Below are 17,482 nucleotides of genomic sequence, written 5' to 3' on the forward strand. Positions count from 1 at the left end.
CTCGCTCGACTTGCATGTGTTAGGCATGCCGCCAGCGTTCGTCCTGAGCCAGGATCAAACTCTCAATAAAAAGTTTAATCTGTTGCTCAAATTACTTTGAGTCTTTAATATTTTAAAAACTCTCAAAAGAATTGCTGGTTCTTAATTTATATTCTGTTCAATTTTCAAAGATCATTTAGCAATCATTCCCGACTGCTTTTTTATGATAACATTTATCTTTTTTGTTGTCAACATATTTTTTAAAAAGTTTTTTTAACTTTTAATCAATGTTTTCAACTCATCATCTTCAGTTATTTAATAATTACTGCCGACGACTTTTACTATGTTACCATCTTTCTTCATTTTCTTGCAATATTTGCATTTTATCTATTTTAATTATTTTTATATTACTCTTTTTTTCTCTTTTTTTCTTATTTATTCATATATTGATACACCAGGATATGTGGAAGTTTATTTTTCATATTAACTAATATATTTACTTAGATTTCATTCATAAAAATGAGCTAGATTATATAAAAATACTCTAGCTCACTTTCTATTATCAAATTTAACTCATTTTCCTATTAATTCGTAGCGTTGACTATTTCCTTAAACTTATTTCCTCTTACTGCAAAATTAGGGAACATATCAAAGGATGCACATGCAGGAGATAAAGTTACTATATCCCCTTCAGTAGCTATCTTTCTTGAAACTTCTACAGCTTCCTCTAAAGATTCAACCATTACAGTTGGAACATCTATACCTTTTTCTAATTTAAGTTTTTCAAAAGCTTCTTTTATTTTATATTTAGTAGCTCCTAAAATTACTACTTCTTTAATATATGGATATCCATCTTCAGCTAATGGTTCAAAAGGAATATGCTTATCATACCCTCCAGCAATTAAAATCACTTTTTTATCAAAAGCACGTAATCCAGCTACAGTTCTAGTAGGGGTTGATGCTATTGAATCATTATAATACTTAACACCATCAATCTCTCTTACAAATTCACATCTATGTTCAACCCCACCAAATGTCTCAGCTACATTTTTCATAGTTTCAATTTTTACATCATCTTTAGTCGCAGCAAATGCAGCTAAATAATTTTCTACATTATGCATACCTTTAATAATAATATTTTCTTTTTCACATACCTTCTTATCTTCTAGATATAAAGCACCTTCTTTATAATAAGCTCCATGCTCTAATACTCTCTTAGAACTGAACTCTCTAATATGACCTTTAGCTTCTTTCTCAAATTCATAAGTTATCTCATCTTCTCTATTTACTACTAATATATCTGATTCATTTTGATATAAGAAAATATTCTTCTTAGAATCTATATATTCTTGCATTCCTTTATGCATGTCTAAATGATTAGGTGTAAGATTTGTTACTATGGCAACATCTACTGGTAAGTTCATAGTCATAAGTTGGAAACTAGATAACTCTAAGACAACCCTATGCTCGTCTTCAATTTCTTCAATATTAGCAAATAGAGGTGTACCTATATTACCACCCACCCAAGTTTTATATCCTTCAGCTTCTAAGAGCTTCGCTACTATACTTGTAGTTGTAGTCTTCCCATCAGAACCTGTAATTGCATATACTTTACCTTTACAGTATCTAACGAACTCTTCCATCTCAGACGTTACATAAGCGCCTTCATTTTTAACTTTAACTAAGGCATCACAATCTATTCTCATAGAAGGAGTCTTAAAAACAACTTCAAATCCAGTAAGATTATCAAGATAATGTTCTCCTAGCTCCATCTTTACACCTTTAGATATAAAGTCATCATAAACCCCACCTAAATCTTCTTTAGTTTTCTTATCAAAAGCTGTAACTTCAGACCCTAGTTTTAATAAAAAGTTTATTAAAGGAATATTACTAACCCCTATTCCAACTACTGCAACTTTTTTATTTTTAATAAATTCCTTAAATTCTTTAAAATCTCTTTTCATAATATCCTCCAGAGCAAAAATAATCCTATACAAATCTCTACATATTTGAATTTTATCCCATACATAAAATTATTATAACATCATAACTTATTATATTCTATTAATCCTAAATTTCGCTACAGATATATAAATAAAGGGCTGTTTGTTTATCAAACAGCCCTAATTACATTAAAACTCTAAGCTCTTAGCTATAAAGTCATTTAATTCTTCAATTTTAACTCTTTCTTGTGTCATAGAATCTCTATGTCTTATAGTTACACATCCATCATTTTCTGTTTCGAAGTCAATTGTTATACAGAATGGAGTACCTATTTCATCTTGTCTTCTATATCTCTTACCTATACTTCCAGTTTCATCATATTCAATATTGAAGTTTTTAGAAAGCATATCATAAACTTCATCAGCTTTTTCTGATAACTTCTTAGATAATGGAAGTACAGCAGCTTTATATGGAGCTAATGCAGGATGTAAGTGCATTACAGTTCTAACATCTCCACCTTCTAATTCTTCTTCATCATATGCATCTACTAAGAATGCTAATGCAACTCTATCTGCTCCTAATGATGGTTCTATACAGTATGGAACATATTTTTCATTAGTTGTTGGGTCTAAATAAGTCATATCTGTTCCTGAATGTTCAGCATGCTTCTTTAAGTCATAGTCTGTTCTATCAGCTATTCCCCAAAGTTCTCCCCAACCAAATGGGAATAAATATTCTATATCAGATGTTGCATTTGAGTAGAATGATAATTCTTCTTCACCATGATCTCTCATTCTTAAACATTCAGCTTTTACACCTAAGTTTAATAAGAAGTTCCAGCAGTAATCTTTCCAGTATCCAAACCATTCTAAATCTGTTCCTGGTTTGCAGAAGAATTCTAATTCCATTTGTTCGAATTCTCTTGTTCTGAAAGTGAAGTTACCTGGAGTTATTTCATTTCTGAAAGATTTACCTATTTGAGCTATACCAAATGGAACTTTCTTTCTTGATGTTCTTTGAACTGATTTAAAGTTAACAAATATACCTTGAGCAGTTTCTGGTCTTAAGTATACAGTGCTAGCTGAATCTTCTGTTATCCCTTGGAATGTCTTGAACATTAAGTTGAACTTTCTTATATCAGTGTAGTTCATTTTTCCACACTTAGGACAAACTATGTTGTTCTTAGTTATATATTCCATTAATTCTTCATTAGTCCATCCATCAGCTGAAGCAACTTCTACTCCACTTTCTGTCATATGATCTTCAACTAATTTATCAGCTCTAAATCTTGATTTACATTCTTTACAGTCCATAAGTGGATCTGAGAATCCGCCAACGTGTCCTGATGCAACCCAAACTTCTGGATTCATTAATATTGCACAATCAACACCAACATTATATGGGCTTTCTTGTACGAACTTCTTCCACCAAGCTTTTTTAACATTATTTTTAAATTCTACTCCTAATGGGCCGTAATCCCATGAATTCGCTAATCCACCGTATATTTCTGATCCAGGGAATACAAATCCTCTACTCTTACATAAAGCAACTATTTTTTCCATAGTTTTTTCTACTGCCATATATGATTCCTCCTAAATTTAATTGATAGTTAATAATTAATATTGAATAGTAAAGATTAATTTTTTGACCAGTTAATTATTCATTATTAATCATTAAATAATTTTTTATAATAAAAAAAGCCCTAAAACCACAAAGGGACGAAATAACTATTCCGCGGTTCCACCCTTCTTGGCTTAAGCCCATCTTTAAAATAATACACTCCAAAGCTCCATTCATTTTACATTCCTAATGATTTACACCAACCATCATCTCTCTTAAAGAAATATTAAAACTACTCCTCTTTTTCACAGCGTTTATTAAATTATATATTAATTTTACCAAAACACATGTATATGTCAAGCAAATTAGCATTATACGTCATTACATAAATTATTATGTTTTAAAAATTATTTTGAATAAAGAAAAAGAGTTTTGTAAAATCAGACTAATCTGTTCTTACAAAACTCTTCTAAAATAAAAATGGCTCCGCGAAGAGGACTCGAACCTCCAGCCTATCGGTTAACAGCCGAGTGCTCCACCATTGAGCTATCGCGGAATGCTATGGTTATCCAAATCTTCGATTTAATTAATAACCTTGTACTTATCAACGCTAGTTGAGTAAGTTACCTTCTTTTTATTAAGTTTAAAATGGCTCCGCGAAGAGGACTCGAACCTCCAGCCTATCGGTTAACAGCCGAGTGCTCCACCATTGAGCTATCGCGGAATGCTATGATTCTCTAAATCTCCGATTTAGTTAGAATCTTGTACTCCTCAACTCTGTTGAGTGAGTTTCCTTTAAACTTTTGCAATGAAGTTTTAAAATGGCTCCGCGAAGAGGGCTCGAACCTCCAACCTATCGGTTAACAGCCGAGTGCTCCACCATTGAGCTATCGCGGAACGTCATTGCATAATCTATTATATCAACTTTTATATAAAATGCAACCCCTTTTGTTCATTTTTTTATAAATTTTTATTTTATTTATTTTTTAGCTATTTATCTCACTTAAAACTCTACTATTATTTCAATATTAATTATTAAATTTTAATTCTTAACAAAGCAAAACCGCCTTTCGGCGGTTTTTTACTAGTTTAATGGTTTCATTGTTGGGAATAGTATAACATCTCTTATTGACGCTGAATCAGTTAAGAACATTACTAATCTATCTATTCCTATTCCAAGACCACCTGTTGGTGGCATACCTGTTTCTAATGCGCTCATGAATTCTTCATCGATCATGTAAGCTTCATCATCCCCAAGTTCTCTTTCTTTAGCTTGTTGAGCAAATCTTTCTCTTTGAACTATAGGATCATTTAATTCAGAATATGCATTACATAATTCTCTACCAAACACGAATCCTTCAAATCTTTCAGTGAACATTTCATTTCCTCTCTTTTTCTTTGTAAGAGGTGAAATTTCTACTGGATAATCTATAATGAATGTTGGTTGGATCATATGCTGTTCACAGAATTCTTCATATAACATATTTAATACTTCACCTTTAGTTACAGTATTTAATGGTTTTGGGAATTCTAAATGCTTTTCTTTAGCAATAGCTTGAGCTTCTTCATTTGTTTTAATTTCATTGAAGTCTATTCCAGCATATTCCTTAACAGCATCAACCATAGTTATTCTTCTCCATGGTGCTTTAAAGTCAATTTCAGTACCTTGGTAAGTAACCTTAGTTGTTCCATTTACCTTTTTACAAACATATTCAATCATATTTTCAGTTATTTCCATCATATCGTTATAATCAGCATAAGCTTCATATAGCTCTATCATAGTGAATTCTGGGTTATGTCTTACTGACATACCTTCATTTCTGAAGTTTTTACCCATATCATATACTTTTTCAAGACCAGCAACAATTAATCTCTTTAAGTATAATTCTGTTGCTATTCTTAAATACATATCTATATCTAATGTATTATGATGAGTTATAAATGGTCTTGCAGCAGCTCCACCAGCTATAGCACCTAATATTGGTGTTTCAACTTCTAAGAATCCTCTATTATCTAAGAATTCTCTTATCCCTTTAATAATTTGAGTTCTCTTAATTATAGTTTCTTTAACTTCTGGATTAGTTATTATATCTACTTCTCTTTGTCTATATCTTAAATCTGGATCTTTTAAACCGTGCCATTTTTCAGGAAGTGGTTTTAAAGATTTACAAATTAACTCTATTTCTTTAGCCTTAACTGATACTTCACCTGTTTTAGTTTTAAAAACTTCCCCAGTACAAGCAACCCAGTCACCTATGTCATTTGTCTTATATTGCTTTAAAGCTTCTTCTCCAACTTCATCAATCTTTATGAATAATTGAATTTTTCCGTCTCTGTCATGGATATCTGAGAAAACAACTTTTCCTTGTCCTCTCTTTGACATAATTCTTCCTGCTACTGTTACTTCTTTACCTTCTAAAGTATCAAAGTTATCTTTTACTTCTTTTGAAGAGTGAGTTCTATTTACTTTGTATACATCAAAAGGATCCTTTCCTTCAGCTTGTAACTTTGCTAACTTTTCTCTTCTTAAAGCTTCTTGCTCACTGAACTGAGATTCTAGCTCTTGTATATTCATTTCTTCAGTTGACATTAATTATACCTCCAATTAAGCTCTTCTAATTCCTAGAACTTCGAACTTACTTACTCCTTCTGGAACAGTAACTTCTACAACATCCCCAACTTTTTTACCTAGTAATGCTTCTCCTACTGGTGATTCATTTGAGATTTTAAAGTTCATTGGATCTGCTTCTGCTGATCCTACTATTGTGTATTCAACTTCCTCATCAAAGTCATAATCCATAAGCTTAACTACTGATCCTACTGAAACTGTATCGCTTGGGATTTCACTTTCATCTACAACTTGTGCATTTTTTAACATATTTTCTAATTGAAGAATTCTTCCTTCTGTAAATGCTTGGTCGTTCTTTGCTTCATCATATTCTGAGTTTTCACTTAAGTCCCCATACCCTAAAGCTACCTTGATCTTTTCAGTTATTTCTTTTCTTTTAACTGTTTTTAGATATTCTAACTCTTCTTCTAGCTTTTTAACTCCTTCATAAGTCATTATAAACTTTTTTGTTTGACTCATATCTTTCTCCCCTTCGAATCTTACTTTATTAAATCCCTATTTATAGGTTAATAATCTTGAAATCATTTTAAATATTATAAAGCAGCACTTTTAATATGTCAATAAAATTACAAACCATAAAAGGCAGTACTTTCTTTAATAATATTCTGTATTTTCATATAAATTACACTATAGTATTATATTATCTCAAAACATTTTTATACTCATTTAATATTTCTATAACATTAGAACTCTTATCCATTGAATTAATAGTGTTTCTTAACTCACTACTATTTGGTAATCCTTTAAGATACCACGATGCATGTTTTCTCATTTCTCTTACAGCTTTATGTTCTCCATCATATTTTAAAGCTAACTCATAATGTCTTATACACATATTTATTCTTTCTAAATCAGTTACAATAGAAGCATCTTTACCATTTAGAACATCTTCTATCTGCTTAAATATCCATGGATTTCCCATACTACCTCTTGCAATCATAATAGCATCACAATTGGTAATTTTTTTCATATTCAATGCATCTTCAGGTGTAAATACATCTCCATTTCCTATTACAGGAATTGAAACAGAATTCTTCACCTTAGCTATTATATCCCAATCTGCTTTACCTTCATACATTTGTTTTTTTGTTCTTCCATGAATTGCTATTGCATCAGCACCTGCTTCCTCTAAAGCCTTACCAAATTCTACAGCATTAATATTTTCTTCATCATAGCCTTTTCTAAACTTTACAGTTACAGGCTTGTTCGAGACCTTCTTTATACTACTTACTATTTCTGCTGCTAATTTAGGATTTTTCATCAAAGCAGATCCTTCATCATTTTTTGTTATTTTGGGCGCAGGACATCCCATATTTATATCTAAGATACAAATATCTTCTCTTGGATTAAAATATTTCTCAACCACTTCCGCCATTATTTTAGGATCATTTCCAAAAATCTGAGCTGCTACTGGTTTTTCTTCATCCGCTATTCTTAATAATGCTTTAGTGTTATCACTTCCATAATATAATGCTTTTGCACTAACCATTTCAGTATAAACTAATCCACATCCCATTTCTTTGCATAATCCTCTAAAGGAAATATCAGTAACTCCTGCCATTGGTGCTAAGAAAACATTATTATTAAAAGTAAGGTTTCCTATTTTCATCTTTTGTTACTCCTTATTCTTTTCGTATATTATTCTTAACCCCTCTAATGTTAAATCACCTTTAACTTCATCTATAACATCTGTATGTCTAGCAATTGTATTTGCCAAACCTCCAGTAGCTATTACAAAAGGTTCTTCTAACCCTAATCTTTTCATCTCTTCTTTAGTATTTTTAACAATATATTCAACCTGTCCTATATATCCATAAAGAATTCCAGCTTGCATACTTGTTATTGTGTTTTTACATATAATATTTTTAGGTACCTCTAGCTCTATTCTTGGTAATTTAGCTGCTCTTTCAAACAAAGCATCTGAAGCTATCTTTATTCCTGGAGATATACATCCACCTAAGTAATTACCTTCCTTAGTTAGGGCACAATAAGTTGTCGCTGTACCAAAATCTATTATTATTGAATCTCTATTATAAAGTTCATTTGCCGCTACAGCATTTACAATTCTATCTGCTCCTACTTCCTTAGGATTATCATACTTTATGTTAATTCCAGTTTTGATTCCCGGTCCAACAATTATAGGTTCTATATCAAAACTTTTTCTAACCATATTCTCCAAAGAATGCATTATATTAGGTACAACTGATGATATGATTATACCTTTTACTTTTTTAGGATCTAAATCATTTTGAACAAATAACTGCATAAGTTGAATACTATATTCATCAGAAGTTTTTTTTGTGTCTGTAGAAATTCTCCAACTAGCTATATATTCGTTTTCATTATATATTCCAATAACTATGTTCGTATTTCCCACATCTACTAACAATATCATACAAGCACCACCTTAATATAATTAAAAGCAGCCTTTAAGCTGCCTTTAATCTTTATATCCTAATAATTTAATCAATACTTTAATTTTAACAATTACATAACTTTTGTCAAGTATTTAGACGCTGTCACTTTAGAACAATCCAACAATTTTTCCATTTTCTTGTATATCCATTTTATTAGCCGCTGGAACCTTTGGTAATCCTGGCATTGTCATTATATCTCCAGTTAAAGCAACTATAAATCCAGCTCCATTTGAAACTCTTATTTCCTTAACAGTTATAGTAAAGTTTTCTGGTCTTCCTAGAAGCGTTGGATCATCTGATAATGAATATTGAGTTTTCGCCATACATATTGGTAGTTTATCCAAACCTATTCTTTCTAAATTAGCTATTTGCTTTTTAGCAGCATTAGTATAGTTAACACCAGTTGCTCCATAAATTTCTTTAGCTATAGTTAATATTTTTGATTCTATAGATTCTTCTTTATTATATATAGGAGAGAATTCTGATTTTTCATCTAAAGATTGAATAACTGCATTAGCTAGTTCTATTCCACCTTCTCCACCTTTTTCCCAGACCTCTGAAAGTGCAACTTTAACTCCTAGCCCTTCACAGAATTCCTTTATAGCTTCTTCCTCTTCTTTGCTATCTGTTAAGAATCTATTTATAGCTACTACTACTGGAACATTATATTTTTGAATATTTTCAATTTGTTTTTGTAAATTAGATAATCCATTTTTTAATACTTCTACATTTGGAATATTTAATTCATCTTTCTTACATCCACCATGATGCTTAAGTGCTCTTATTGTAGCCACTAAAACTACACAACTTGGTGCTAATTCACCATATCTACACTTAATATCGAAGAACTTCTCAGCACCTAAATCTGCTCCAAAACCTGCTTCTGTTACCACTATATCAGAAAGCTTTAATGCCATCTTTGTTGCAATTATAGAATTACATCCATGGGCAATATTAGCAAAAGGTCCTCCATGTATTATTGCAGGAGTATTTTCTAAAGTTTGAACTAAATTAGGCTTTATAGCATCTTTCATTAATAATGCCATAGCACCTTGAACTTCTAATTGTTTTGCATAGACAGGATTATTGTCTAAATCATATGCAATTAATATATTTCCCATTCTTTCTTTTAAATCTTTTAGGTCAGTTGCTAAGCAAAGAATCGCCATAATTTCTGATGCAACAGTTATCATGAATCCATCTTCTCTCAAGAAACCATTAATCGGTCCACCCATTCCAACTACTATATTTCTTAATGCTCTATCATTCATATCCATAACTCTTTTGAATAGAATCTTTCTTGTATCTATTCTTAATAAGTTTCCTTGATGAATATGATTATCTATAGCTGCGCATAATAAATTGTTTGCGCTTGTAATAGCATGCATATCACCTGTAAAGTGTAAATTAATATCTTCCATTGGAACTACTTGAGAATATCCACCTCCAGCTGCTCCACCTTTTATTCCAAATACAGGTCCTAAAGAAGGTTCTCTTAATGCAATTATAGAATTTTTACCTAATTTACATAAAGCCTGACCTAGCCCAACTGTAACTGTTGATTTACCTTCTCCTGCTGGAGTTGGATTTATTGCTGTTACTAAAACTAACTTTCCGTCTTTTCCTTCTTTGTTTAAAATATCTAAAGATAATTTACATTTATATTTGCCATAAAGATCTATCTCATCTTCATTTAAACCTATAGATTCTGCAATCTTTATTATTGGCTCCATCTTAGCTTCTTGTGCTATATCTATATCACTTTTCATTTTTATTACCCCCTAACTAGGCATTTATTATTATTTTTTTCATTATATCACCTAAACATACAAATTTAACATAGTATTTAAAATATAATTATTTTGCAATTCCAATATCACTTCTACAATAGGCTCCTTCAAAATTAACTTTTTCTCTAATTTTATAAGCAGCCTCTCTTGCCTCTTCTAAAGTTCTTCCCTTTCCAACAACAGATAAAACTCTTCCACCATTAGTTATTAACTTACCTTCTTCTAATTTTGCTCCAGCTACAAATACATTACTTAACTCTGTATTATCAATTTCTATTTCATAGCCTGTGCAAGCTTTATCAGGATAACCTTTTGAAGAAAGCACTACATTAACACAATATCCTTCTTCCCACTCAACTTCTGAATCTTCTAATTTTTCATCTAACGCTTTTTCAATTAAATCTAAAAGGTCTGTCTTCATTAAAGTAAGAACTGACTGAGTTTCAGGGTCTCCCATTCTAACGTTATATTCTAAAAGTTTAACGCCTTTTTCAGTTATCATTATTCCAAAGAATATTATTCCTTTAAAATCCATTCCTTCTTCTCTAATACCCATTAAGGTTTTATCCATTATGTTTTCGTAGAAATCTTTTAATACTCCATCTGTTACGTAAGGATTTGGGCAAACTACTCCCATTCCACCTGTATTAGGTCCCTTATTTCCATCAAATATTTGTTTATGATCTTTTGCAGATAAAAATGGTATTATCGTTTTTCCATCTGTTATTGATAATATAGAAGCTTCTATACCTACTAAAAACTCTTCTATAACTACCCTCCTACCTGCTCCTTTAAACATATCTTGAACCATAAATAAATCTATAGTATCTAAAGCTGTATTTAGTTCTTCACAAATAACTACACCTTTTCCAGCAGCTAATCCATCAGCTTTTATAACTATTGGGTAGCTACAAGTTTCTAAGTATGCTTTTGCTTCTTCAGCATCATAAAACACTTCATACTCAGCTGTACTAACTCCATACTTTTTCATGAAGTCTTTTGAAAAACTTTTACTTCCTTCAAGTTCAGCACCTTTTTTATCAGGTCCAAATATTCTTAAGCCTTCGCTTCTAAACTTATCTACTATTCCTTTAGTTAAAGGTTCTTCAGGCCCAACAATAGTCAAATCTATATTATTCTCTTTTGCAAAAGATAAAAGTTCATCTATATCAGTTATATTTAAATTTTCACATTTCTCATATAAAGCTGTTCCACCATTTCCTGGCGCTACATATATCTTAGATACCTTTTCATTTTGAGCTATCTTAAAAGCAATAGCACTTTCTCTTCCACCAGAACCAACTAATAAAATCTTCATTTAAAAATCCCCCTATAATTAAAGCTATATGAAAAATTAGTTTCATATAGCTTTATAAAATTAGTGTTTAAAATGTCTAATTCCTGTAAACACCATTGATATTCCATGTTCATTACATGCAGTTATCGATTCTTCATCTCTAATAGAGCCACCTGGTTGAACAATTGCTTTTATACCATATTTTACAGCTTCATCTACACAATCTCTAAACGGGAAGAATGCATCTGATGCTAATACAGTTGCTCCTTTTCCTCTTTCTAACGCTTCAGTAGTTGCCCAAATTCTATTAACTTGTCCCCCACCAATTCCTATTGCTACTCCATCTTTAATAGCAACAATAGCATTAGATTTTACATATTTAACAACCTTCATTCCAAATTCCATATCTCTTAATTCATTTTCAGTTGGCTTCTTTTCTGTAACAACTTTTAATTCATTTTGTAATTTTAAATCTTCTTCTTGAACTAATATTCCACCATCTACAGTTACCATAAATTTTTTAGCACTTGGCTTTTGATTGCATTTTATCACTCTTAAATTCTTCTTAGCTTTTAAAACTTCTAAAGCTCCTTCAGTAAATGATGGGGCTGCAACAACTTCTAAGAATATTTTACTCATCTCTCTAGCAGTCTCTTCATCTATCTCTCTATTTACTGCAACAATTCCACCAAATATAGATATTGGATCTGCATCATGAGCTTTCTTATAAACTTCAAATGAAGATTCTCCTATTGCAACTCCACAAGGTGTATTATGTTTTAGTGCACAACAAGCTGTTTCTTCAAATTCATTACATACCTTCCACGCAATATCTAAGTCTTTTATATTATTGTAAGATAATTCTTTTCCATTTAATATTTCAAAGCTATTCATAGCTCCGTCAAACTCATTTGATGAATAATAAGCAGCACTTTGATGTGGATTTTCACCATATCTTAAGCTTTGTTTCTTTTTATACGAAATAGAAAGATATTCAGGATATTCTTCTTCACCTTCTAATAAGAAGTTAGATATAGCTGCATCATAAGCATTAGTTAAGTTAAATACCTTACCTGCTAAAATCTTTCTTAATTTAAATGAAACCTCTCCATTTTTCTTTATTTCATCTATAACTCTCTCATAGTCCTCTTTATCACTTAAAACAACAACATCTCTAAAATTCTTAGCTGCTGATCTAAGCATTGTTGGGCCACCAATATCTATAAATTCAACCTTTTCCTCGAAGCTTAAATCTTCACGTACTTTTTCAAAGAAAGGATATAAGTTAACTACAACATAATCAATTGTGTTTATTTCTCTTTCTTTTAAGGTATTCATATGCTCTTCTTTATCTCTTATAGCTAATATACCTGCATGTATAATTGGGTGTAATGTCTTAACTCTTCCGTCTAGCATCTCTGGAAAATTTGTTACTTCATTTACCTCAACAACATTTATCCCATTATCTTTTAAGTATTTAAATGTTCCACCTGTAGAAATAATTTCTACATCTATACTTTCTAAAAATCTTGCTAGATCTAAAACTCCATCTTTATTGAAAACACTTATTAAAGCTCTTTTTTTCATACTACACCTCTTCTTTTATAATAACCTTATTGTTTACTATCTCAATTTTCCCTTCACTTATAAGCTTAATTGCTTTAGGAAGATTTAAATGCTCTTTTACTAAAATCTTTTTTTGAAGAGTTTCATAGGTATCATCAGGTGTTACACTTACTATATCCTGTAAGATTATCGCACCTCCATCAACCTCTTCATTTACAAAATGAACTGTACATCCTGAATATTTAACACCTTTTTCAATAGCAGCTTTATGTACGTACTCGCCATACATTTTATCTCCGCAAAAGGCTGGGATAAGAGAAGGATGAATATTGATTATTCTATTTTTAAATACCTTTAATATTTCACCTTCTAATATTGATAGATATCCAGCTAATACTATTAAATCAACATCTTTTACTACTTCTAAAATCCTATTAGATGTTTCACACCCAAATTCTTTCTTACTAATAACACAAGTTTTTATATTATGCTTTTTTGCTCTCTCTAAAGCATATATTCCATCTTTACTTCCAATAACAACATCTATTGAAGCATTTATGTATCCATCATTAATTTTATCTATTATTGATTGAAGGTTTGAACCTCCACCAGAAGCAAGTACTGCTATTTTAAACAAATACCCTCACCTCCAGGTGTTATATAGCCAATTTCATAAGCCTCTTCTCCACATTCCTTAAGCTCACTTAAAATCTCGTTAACATCTTTTTCATCTACACATAAGATAAATCCTATTCCCATATTAAAAGTGTTATACATATGCTCTCTATTAACACCTAATCTTTCCATCTCTAAGAATATCTCTGGAAGTTTGTAACTTTCCTTTTCTATAACCGCAGTTAGATTTTCTCTTCCATTAAACATTCTTGGAACATTTTCAATAAATCCGCCACCTGTTATATGCGCCATTCCTTTTACTTTAAATTTATCTAATATACTTAAAACCGGTTTAACATATATCTTAGTTGGTTCTAAAAGTGTTTCATATATTGGTCTACCATTAAATTCTCTATCTAAATCAGTAAACACTTTTCTTACAAGAGAATATCCATTTGAATGAATTCCAGAAGAGGCTATTCCTATAAGCTTGTCCCCCTCTTTAATGTCTTGCCCACTTATTATTTGCTCTTTTTCAACTACACCTACTGCAAAGCCTGCAATATCATAATCCCCTTCTTTATAAAAACCTGGCATTTCGGCAGTTTCTCCACCGATTAATGCACAATCAGATTGAAGACACCCTTCTGAAACACCTTTTACTAAATCTGCTGCTACCTCTGCTTCAAGCTTTCCACATGCTATATAATCTAAGAAATATAAAGGTTTTGCTCCATGACATAAAATATCGTTCACGCACATAGCGACACAATCTATACCTACAGTGTCATACTTTCTCTTTTTACAAGCTATATCTAATTTAGTTCCTACTCCATCAGTTCCTGAAACTAACACTGGTCTTCTGTACCCTTCTGGTATTTCAATCATCCCTCCAAAAGAACCTAACCCATTTAAAACATACTTACTCATAGTTTCTTTTGCATAGTTTTGAATAAGCTTTACAGACTTATATCCTTCTTCTATATTAACCCCTGATTCCTTGTAAGTTAGCATAACACTTCTTCCTCCTCAAGATTCTCATTTAATTTTTCCATCGGTGCTGAAACTGGATAAACTCCATTAAAACATCCTACACAGAAGTTTCTTCTTCCGTAAAACCCTTCATACATTCCCTCTAAACTTAAGTATCCTAAAGAATCACAACCTATTGTTTCTCTTATTTCTTCTACTGATTTATTAGCTCCTATAAGTTCACTTCTATAAGGAGTATCTATTCCAAAATAACAAGGAAATTTAACTATTGGTGAAGCTACAAGAAAATGTACCTCTGTTGCTCCTGCCCTTCTTAAAGAATCTATTAAATGCTTTGATGTAGTACCTCTTACTATGGAATCATCTATAAGAATAACTCTTTTTCCTTTTACATTAACTTTAAGAGGATTTAACTTTACCGCAACTGCTCTTTCCCTTAGTTCTTGAGATGGTGATATAAACGTTCTCCCCACATATCTATTTTTAACAAATCCCATCTCATAAGGAATTCCTGAAGCCTTAGAATATCCAACAGCTGCTGGTATTCCTGAGTCAGGCACTGCCACTACTAAATCAGCATCTATTTTGTGTTCTTGATAAAGAACTTCTCCTTGTTTAACTCTTGTATTATAAACATCTAATTCATCTATAACTGAATCTGGTCTTGCAAAGTATATATACTCAAAAGCACAAGTCTGACATGTAGTTCCTTCTGAATACTTAATAGATTTAACTCCATCACTATCGATTACTACTATTTCTCCCGGCTCTATATCACGAACCAACTCTGCTCCTACCGAATCTAAAGCACAACTTTCAGAAGAAAGAATATATCCTTCATCAATCTTTCCAAGACATAGAGGTCTTATTCCATGCGGATCTCTTATTCCTATTAGTTTATCCTTTGTCATAATAACCATCGCAAAAGAACCTCTTACTGCAGAAATTGCATTAACAACAGCTCTTTCTATGCCTCTTTTAGAACCTCTAGCTATAAGTGATGCTAAAACTTCTGAATCAACTGATGTATGAAAAACATGTCCACCATCCTCTAATAACTCACGTATAACATCAGCATTTACTAAATTTCCATTATGAGCCATAGCTATAGGCCCTAACTTTGTATTTGCTAAAAGCGGTTGAGCATTTTCAACTGTTTTAGCTCCAGCTGTAGAATATCTAACATGACCTACGCTTATATTCCCATTTAAAGATTTAAGATAATCTAAATTATCACTATTAAAAGCTTCTGTAATCAAACCAAGTCCCTTATGAATTTTTACTTCTTCTCCATTAGCAACTGCTATTCCTGCACTTTCTTGTCCTCTATGTTGAAGTGCATAAAGACCATAATAAGTTACTGATGCAACATCAACTGGTTTATTTACATATATCCCAAAAACACCACATTCGTCTTTAAATTTACCATTTGCAGGATCCATAATATCAATTGATGAATTTATCATTTTTAAATCTCCCTTAAATTCTTTATTTTACCCTTGTATTCTCTTTAAAATTTCTACGTATGCTTCTTCAACATTACCCATATCTCTTCTAAATCTATCTTTATCTAACTTTTCTCCAGTTGTTGAATCCCAGAATCTACATGTATCCGGTGATATTTCATCAGCTAAAACAACTTCACCATTTGGCAATCTACCAAACTCAATTTTAAAATCTATTAAATCTATATTTTGCTTTTTAAAGAATTCTTTTAATAAATCATTTATCTTAGCAGTCATTTCGTAAATGTTATTTAACTCCTCAAAAGTAGTTGCTCCAATACCGACTGCATGATAATCATTTATTAACGGGTCACCTAGACTATCATCTTTGTATGATAATTCAAAAACAGTAGTCTTCAATTTAAACCCTTCTTCTAATCCCAATCTCTTTGCCATGCTTCCAGCAGCAACATTTCTTACTATAACTTCAAGTGGCACTATTTCTACTCTTTTACAAAGTTGATCTCTATCATTTAACTTTTCTATAAAATGAGTCTTGATTCCATTCTTATTTAACATTTCAAAAATCATTGATGTAATTTGATTGTTAAGAACACCTTTATTTTGTATTTGAGCTTTCTTTTCCCCATTAAAAGCTGTAGCATCATCTTTATAATGAACTATTACATGTTCTTCATTGTCAGTTCTAAAAATTTGTTTTGCTTTTCCTTCATATAATTTTTCATACTTATTAACCATTACAATTCCACTCCTTGTCCATTTTCTTCTATAAATTTTTTCTTCATATTTATTCTAAATTCAATTAATTTCTCTTTAATATCTGGATACTTTAATGACAGCATTTGAACTGCTAACATACCAGCATTGTAACTATTATTAATTCCTACAGTTGCAACCGGAATAGATTTTGGCATTTGAACTATTGATAAAAGAGCATCCATACCATCTAACGCCGCTTTAACAGGAACTCCTATTACAGGTAATACAGTTTGAGATGCTATTACACCTGGAAGATGTGCTGCTAGTCCAGCTCCTGCAATAATAACTTCATATCCTTCTTTTTCGATTTCTCTTAAAGTTTCTTCTAACTTCTCAGGTACTCTATGAGCTGAAAGAATAAATGCTTTATACTCTACTCCAAATTCCTTTAATGCAGTTGCTGCACCTCTCATTACTTCAGTATCTGATTTACTTCCAAAAAATATTGCTACTTTCATGAAATACAC

General features: G+C 31.4%; 14 protein-coding genes, 3 tRNA genes, 1 rRNA gene and 1 other annotated feature. All 18 genes read right to left on the reverse strand.

What is annotated here, in order from left to right:
- Positions 1–70, reverse strand: a 16S ribosomal RNA gene (locus ARA56_RS06580); the annotation flags it as partial.
- Positions 71–563: 493 nt separating this feature from the next.
- Positions 564–1,943 carry a UDP-N-acetylmuramoyl-L-alanine--D-glutamate ligase gene (gene murD, locus ARA56_RS06585; protein WP_055264995.1) on the reverse strand — a complete coding sequence of 460 codons (1,380 nt, stop codon included), beginning with the start codon at positions 1,941–1,943 and terminating at the stop codon, positions 564–566.
- 168 nt (positions 1,944–2,111) lie between these two features.
- Positions 2,112–3,503: a glycine--tRNA ligase gene (locus tag ARA56_RS06590; protein ID WP_055264997.1), complete on the reverse strand. Its 1,392-nt coding sequence runs from the start codon at positions 3,501–3,503 to the stop codon at positions 2,112–2,114.
- Between the two features lie 131 nt (positions 3,504–3,634).
- Positions 3,635–3,801 (reverse strand) — a binding site (T-box leader).
- A gap of 163 nt (positions 3,802–3,964) precedes the next feature.
- Positions 3,965–4,039, reverse strand: a tRNA-Asn gene (locus tag ARA56_RS06595).
- Between the two features lie 93 nt (positions 4,040–4,132).
- A tRNA-Asn gene (locus ARA56_RS06600) sits at positions 4,133–4,207 on the reverse strand.
- A gap of 98 nt (positions 4,208–4,305) precedes the next feature.
- Positions 4,306–4,380 (reverse strand) — tRNA-Asn (locus tag ARA56_RS06605).
- Positions 4,381–4,567: 187 nt separating this feature from the next.
- Entirely contained in the window at positions 4,568–6,073 is a 1,506-nt protein-coding gene (gene lysS, locus ARA56_RS06610; protein ID WP_055264999.1) for a lysine--tRNA ligase, read from the reverse strand.
- Between the two features lie 15 nt (positions 6,074–6,088).
- Complete coding sequence (greA, locus tag ARA56_RS06615) at positions 6,089–6,571, reverse strand: transcription elongation factor GreA (RefSeq protein ID WP_055265001.1); 483 nt, start codon at positions 6,569–6,571, stop codon at positions 6,089–6,091.
- Between the two features lie 181 nt (positions 6,572–6,752).
- A complete protein-coding gene (gene dusB / locus ARA56_RS06620; protein ID WP_055265003.1) occupies positions 6,753–7,721 on the reverse strand; it encodes a tRNA dihydrouridine synthase DusB in 969 nt (322 codons plus the stop codon).
- A gap of 6 nt (positions 7,722–7,727) precedes the next feature.
- Entirely contained in the window at positions 7,728–8,507 is a 780-nt protein-coding gene (locus ARA56_RS06625; protein ID WP_055265005.1) for a type III pantothenate kinase, read from the reverse strand.
- A 129-nt stretch (positions 8,508–8,636) separates the two neighbouring features.
- Complete coding sequence (locus ARA56_RS06630; protein WP_055265007.1) at positions 8,637–10,298, reverse strand: formate--tetrahydrofolate ligase; 1,662 nt, start codon at positions 10,296–10,298, stop codon at positions 8,637–8,639.
- A gap of 88 nt (positions 10,299–10,386) precedes the next feature.
- Complete coding sequence (purD, locus tag ARA56_RS06635) at positions 10,387–11,637, reverse strand: phosphoribosylamine--glycine ligase (protein ID WP_055265009.1); 1,251 nt, start codon at positions 11,635–11,637, stop codon at positions 10,387–10,389.
- Positions 11,638–11,697: 60 nt separating this feature from the next.
- A complete protein-coding gene (gene purH / locus ARA56_RS06640) occupies positions 11,698–13,203 on the reverse strand; it encodes a bifunctional phosphoribosylaminoimidazolecarboxamide formyltransferase/IMP cyclohydrolase (RefSeq protein ID WP_055265011.1) in 1,506 nt (501 codons plus the stop codon).
- A 1-nt stretch (position 13,204) separates the two neighbouring features.
- Positions 13,205–13,819, reverse strand: coding sequence for a phosphoribosylglycinamide formyltransferase (purN, locus tag ARA56_RS06645; protein ID WP_055265013.1), 615 nt, complete (start codon positions 13,817–13,819; stop codon positions 13,205–13,207).
- Positions 13,807–14,811, reverse strand: coding sequence for a phosphoribosylformylglycinamidine cyclo-ligase (gene purM / locus ARA56_RS06650; protein WP_055265015.1), 1,005 nt, complete (start codon positions 14,809–14,811; stop codon positions 13,807–13,809). The genes purN and purM overlap by 13 nt, the downstream gene beginning before the upstream one ends.
- Complete coding sequence (gene purF, locus ARA56_RS06655; protein ID WP_055265017.1) at positions 14,805–16,256, reverse strand: amidophosphoribosyltransferase; 1,452 nt, start codon at positions 16,254–16,256, stop codon at positions 14,805–14,807. Before purF ends, purM begins: the two co-directional genes overlap by 7 nt.
- Before the next feature lie 27 nt (positions 16,257–16,283).
- Positions 16,284–16,994 carry a phosphoribosylaminoimidazolesuccinocarboxamide synthase gene (purC, locus tag ARA56_RS06660; protein WP_055265019.1) on the reverse strand — a complete coding sequence of 237 codons (711 nt, stop codon included), beginning with the start codon at positions 16,992–16,994 and terminating at the stop codon, positions 16,284–16,286.
- Complete coding sequence (gene purE, locus ARA56_RS06665) at positions 16,994–17,473, reverse strand: 5-(carboxyamino)imidazole ribonucleotide mutase (protein WP_055265021.1); 480 nt, start codon at positions 17,471–17,473, stop codon at positions 16,994–16,996. The genes purC and purE overlap by 1 nt, the downstream gene beginning before the upstream one ends.
- Positions 17,474–17,482 lie beyond the last annotated feature (9 nt).

Source organism: Clostridium disporicum, assembly GCF_001405015.1.
GTDB lineage: Bacteria > Bacillota > Clostridia > Clostridiales > Clostridiaceae > Clostridium > Clostridium disporicum_B.

What these genes read in the sequence shown, in the direction of transcription:
- ARA56_RS06590 (WP_055264997.1), bottom strand. Translation starts at nt 3,503, where the DNA reads ATGGCAGTAGAAAAAACTATGGAAAAAATAGTTGCTTTATGTAAGAGT.
- murD (WP_055264995.1), bottom strand. Translation starts at nt 1,943, where the DNA reads ATGAAAAGAGATTTTAAAGAATTTAAGGAATTTATTAAAAATAAAAAA.
- ARA56_RS06625 (WP_055265005.1), bottom strand. Translation starts at nt 8,507, where the DNA reads ATGATATTGTTAGTAGATGTGGGAAATACGAACATAGTTATTGGAATA.
- purC (WP_055265019.1), bottom strand. Translation starts at nt 16,994, where the DNA reads ATGGTTAATAAGTATGAAAAATTATATGAAGGAAAAGCAAAACAAATT.
- greA (WP_055265001.1), bottom strand. Translation starts at nt 6,571, where the DNA reads ATGAGTCAAACAAAAAAGTTTATAATGACTTATGAAGGAGTTAAAAAG.
- purF (WP_055265017.1), bottom strand. Translation starts at nt 16,256, where the DNA reads ATGATAAATTCATCAATTGATATTATGGATCCTGCAAATGGTAAATTT.
- purH (WP_055265011.1), bottom strand. Translation starts at nt 13,203, where the DNA reads ATGAAAAAAAGAGCTTTAATAAGTGTTTTCAATAAAGATGGAGTTTTA.
- purM (WP_055265015.1), bottom strand. Translation starts at nt 14,811, where the DNA reads ATGCTAACTTACAAGGAATCAGGGGTTAATATAGAAGAAGGATATAAG.
- dusB (WP_055265003.1), bottom strand. Translation starts at nt 7,721, where the DNA reads ATGAAAATAGGAAACCTTACTTTTAATAATAATGTTTTCTTAGCACCA.
- lysS (WP_055264999.1), bottom strand. Translation starts at nt 6,073, where the DNA reads ATGTCAACTGAAGAAATGAATATACAAGAGCTAGAATCTCAGTTCAGT.
- purD (WP_055265009.1), bottom strand. Translation starts at nt 11,637, where the DNA reads ATGAAGATTTTATTAGTTGGTTCTGGTGGAAGAGAAAGTGCTATTGCT.
- purE (WP_055265021.1), bottom strand. Translation starts at nt 17,473, where the DNA reads ATGAAAGTAGCAATATTTTTTGGAAGTAAATCAGATACTGAAGTAATG.
- ARA56_RS06630 (WP_055265007.1), bottom strand. Translation starts at nt 10,298, where the DNA reads ATGAAAAGTGATATAGATATAGCACAAGAAGCTAAGATGGAGCCAATA.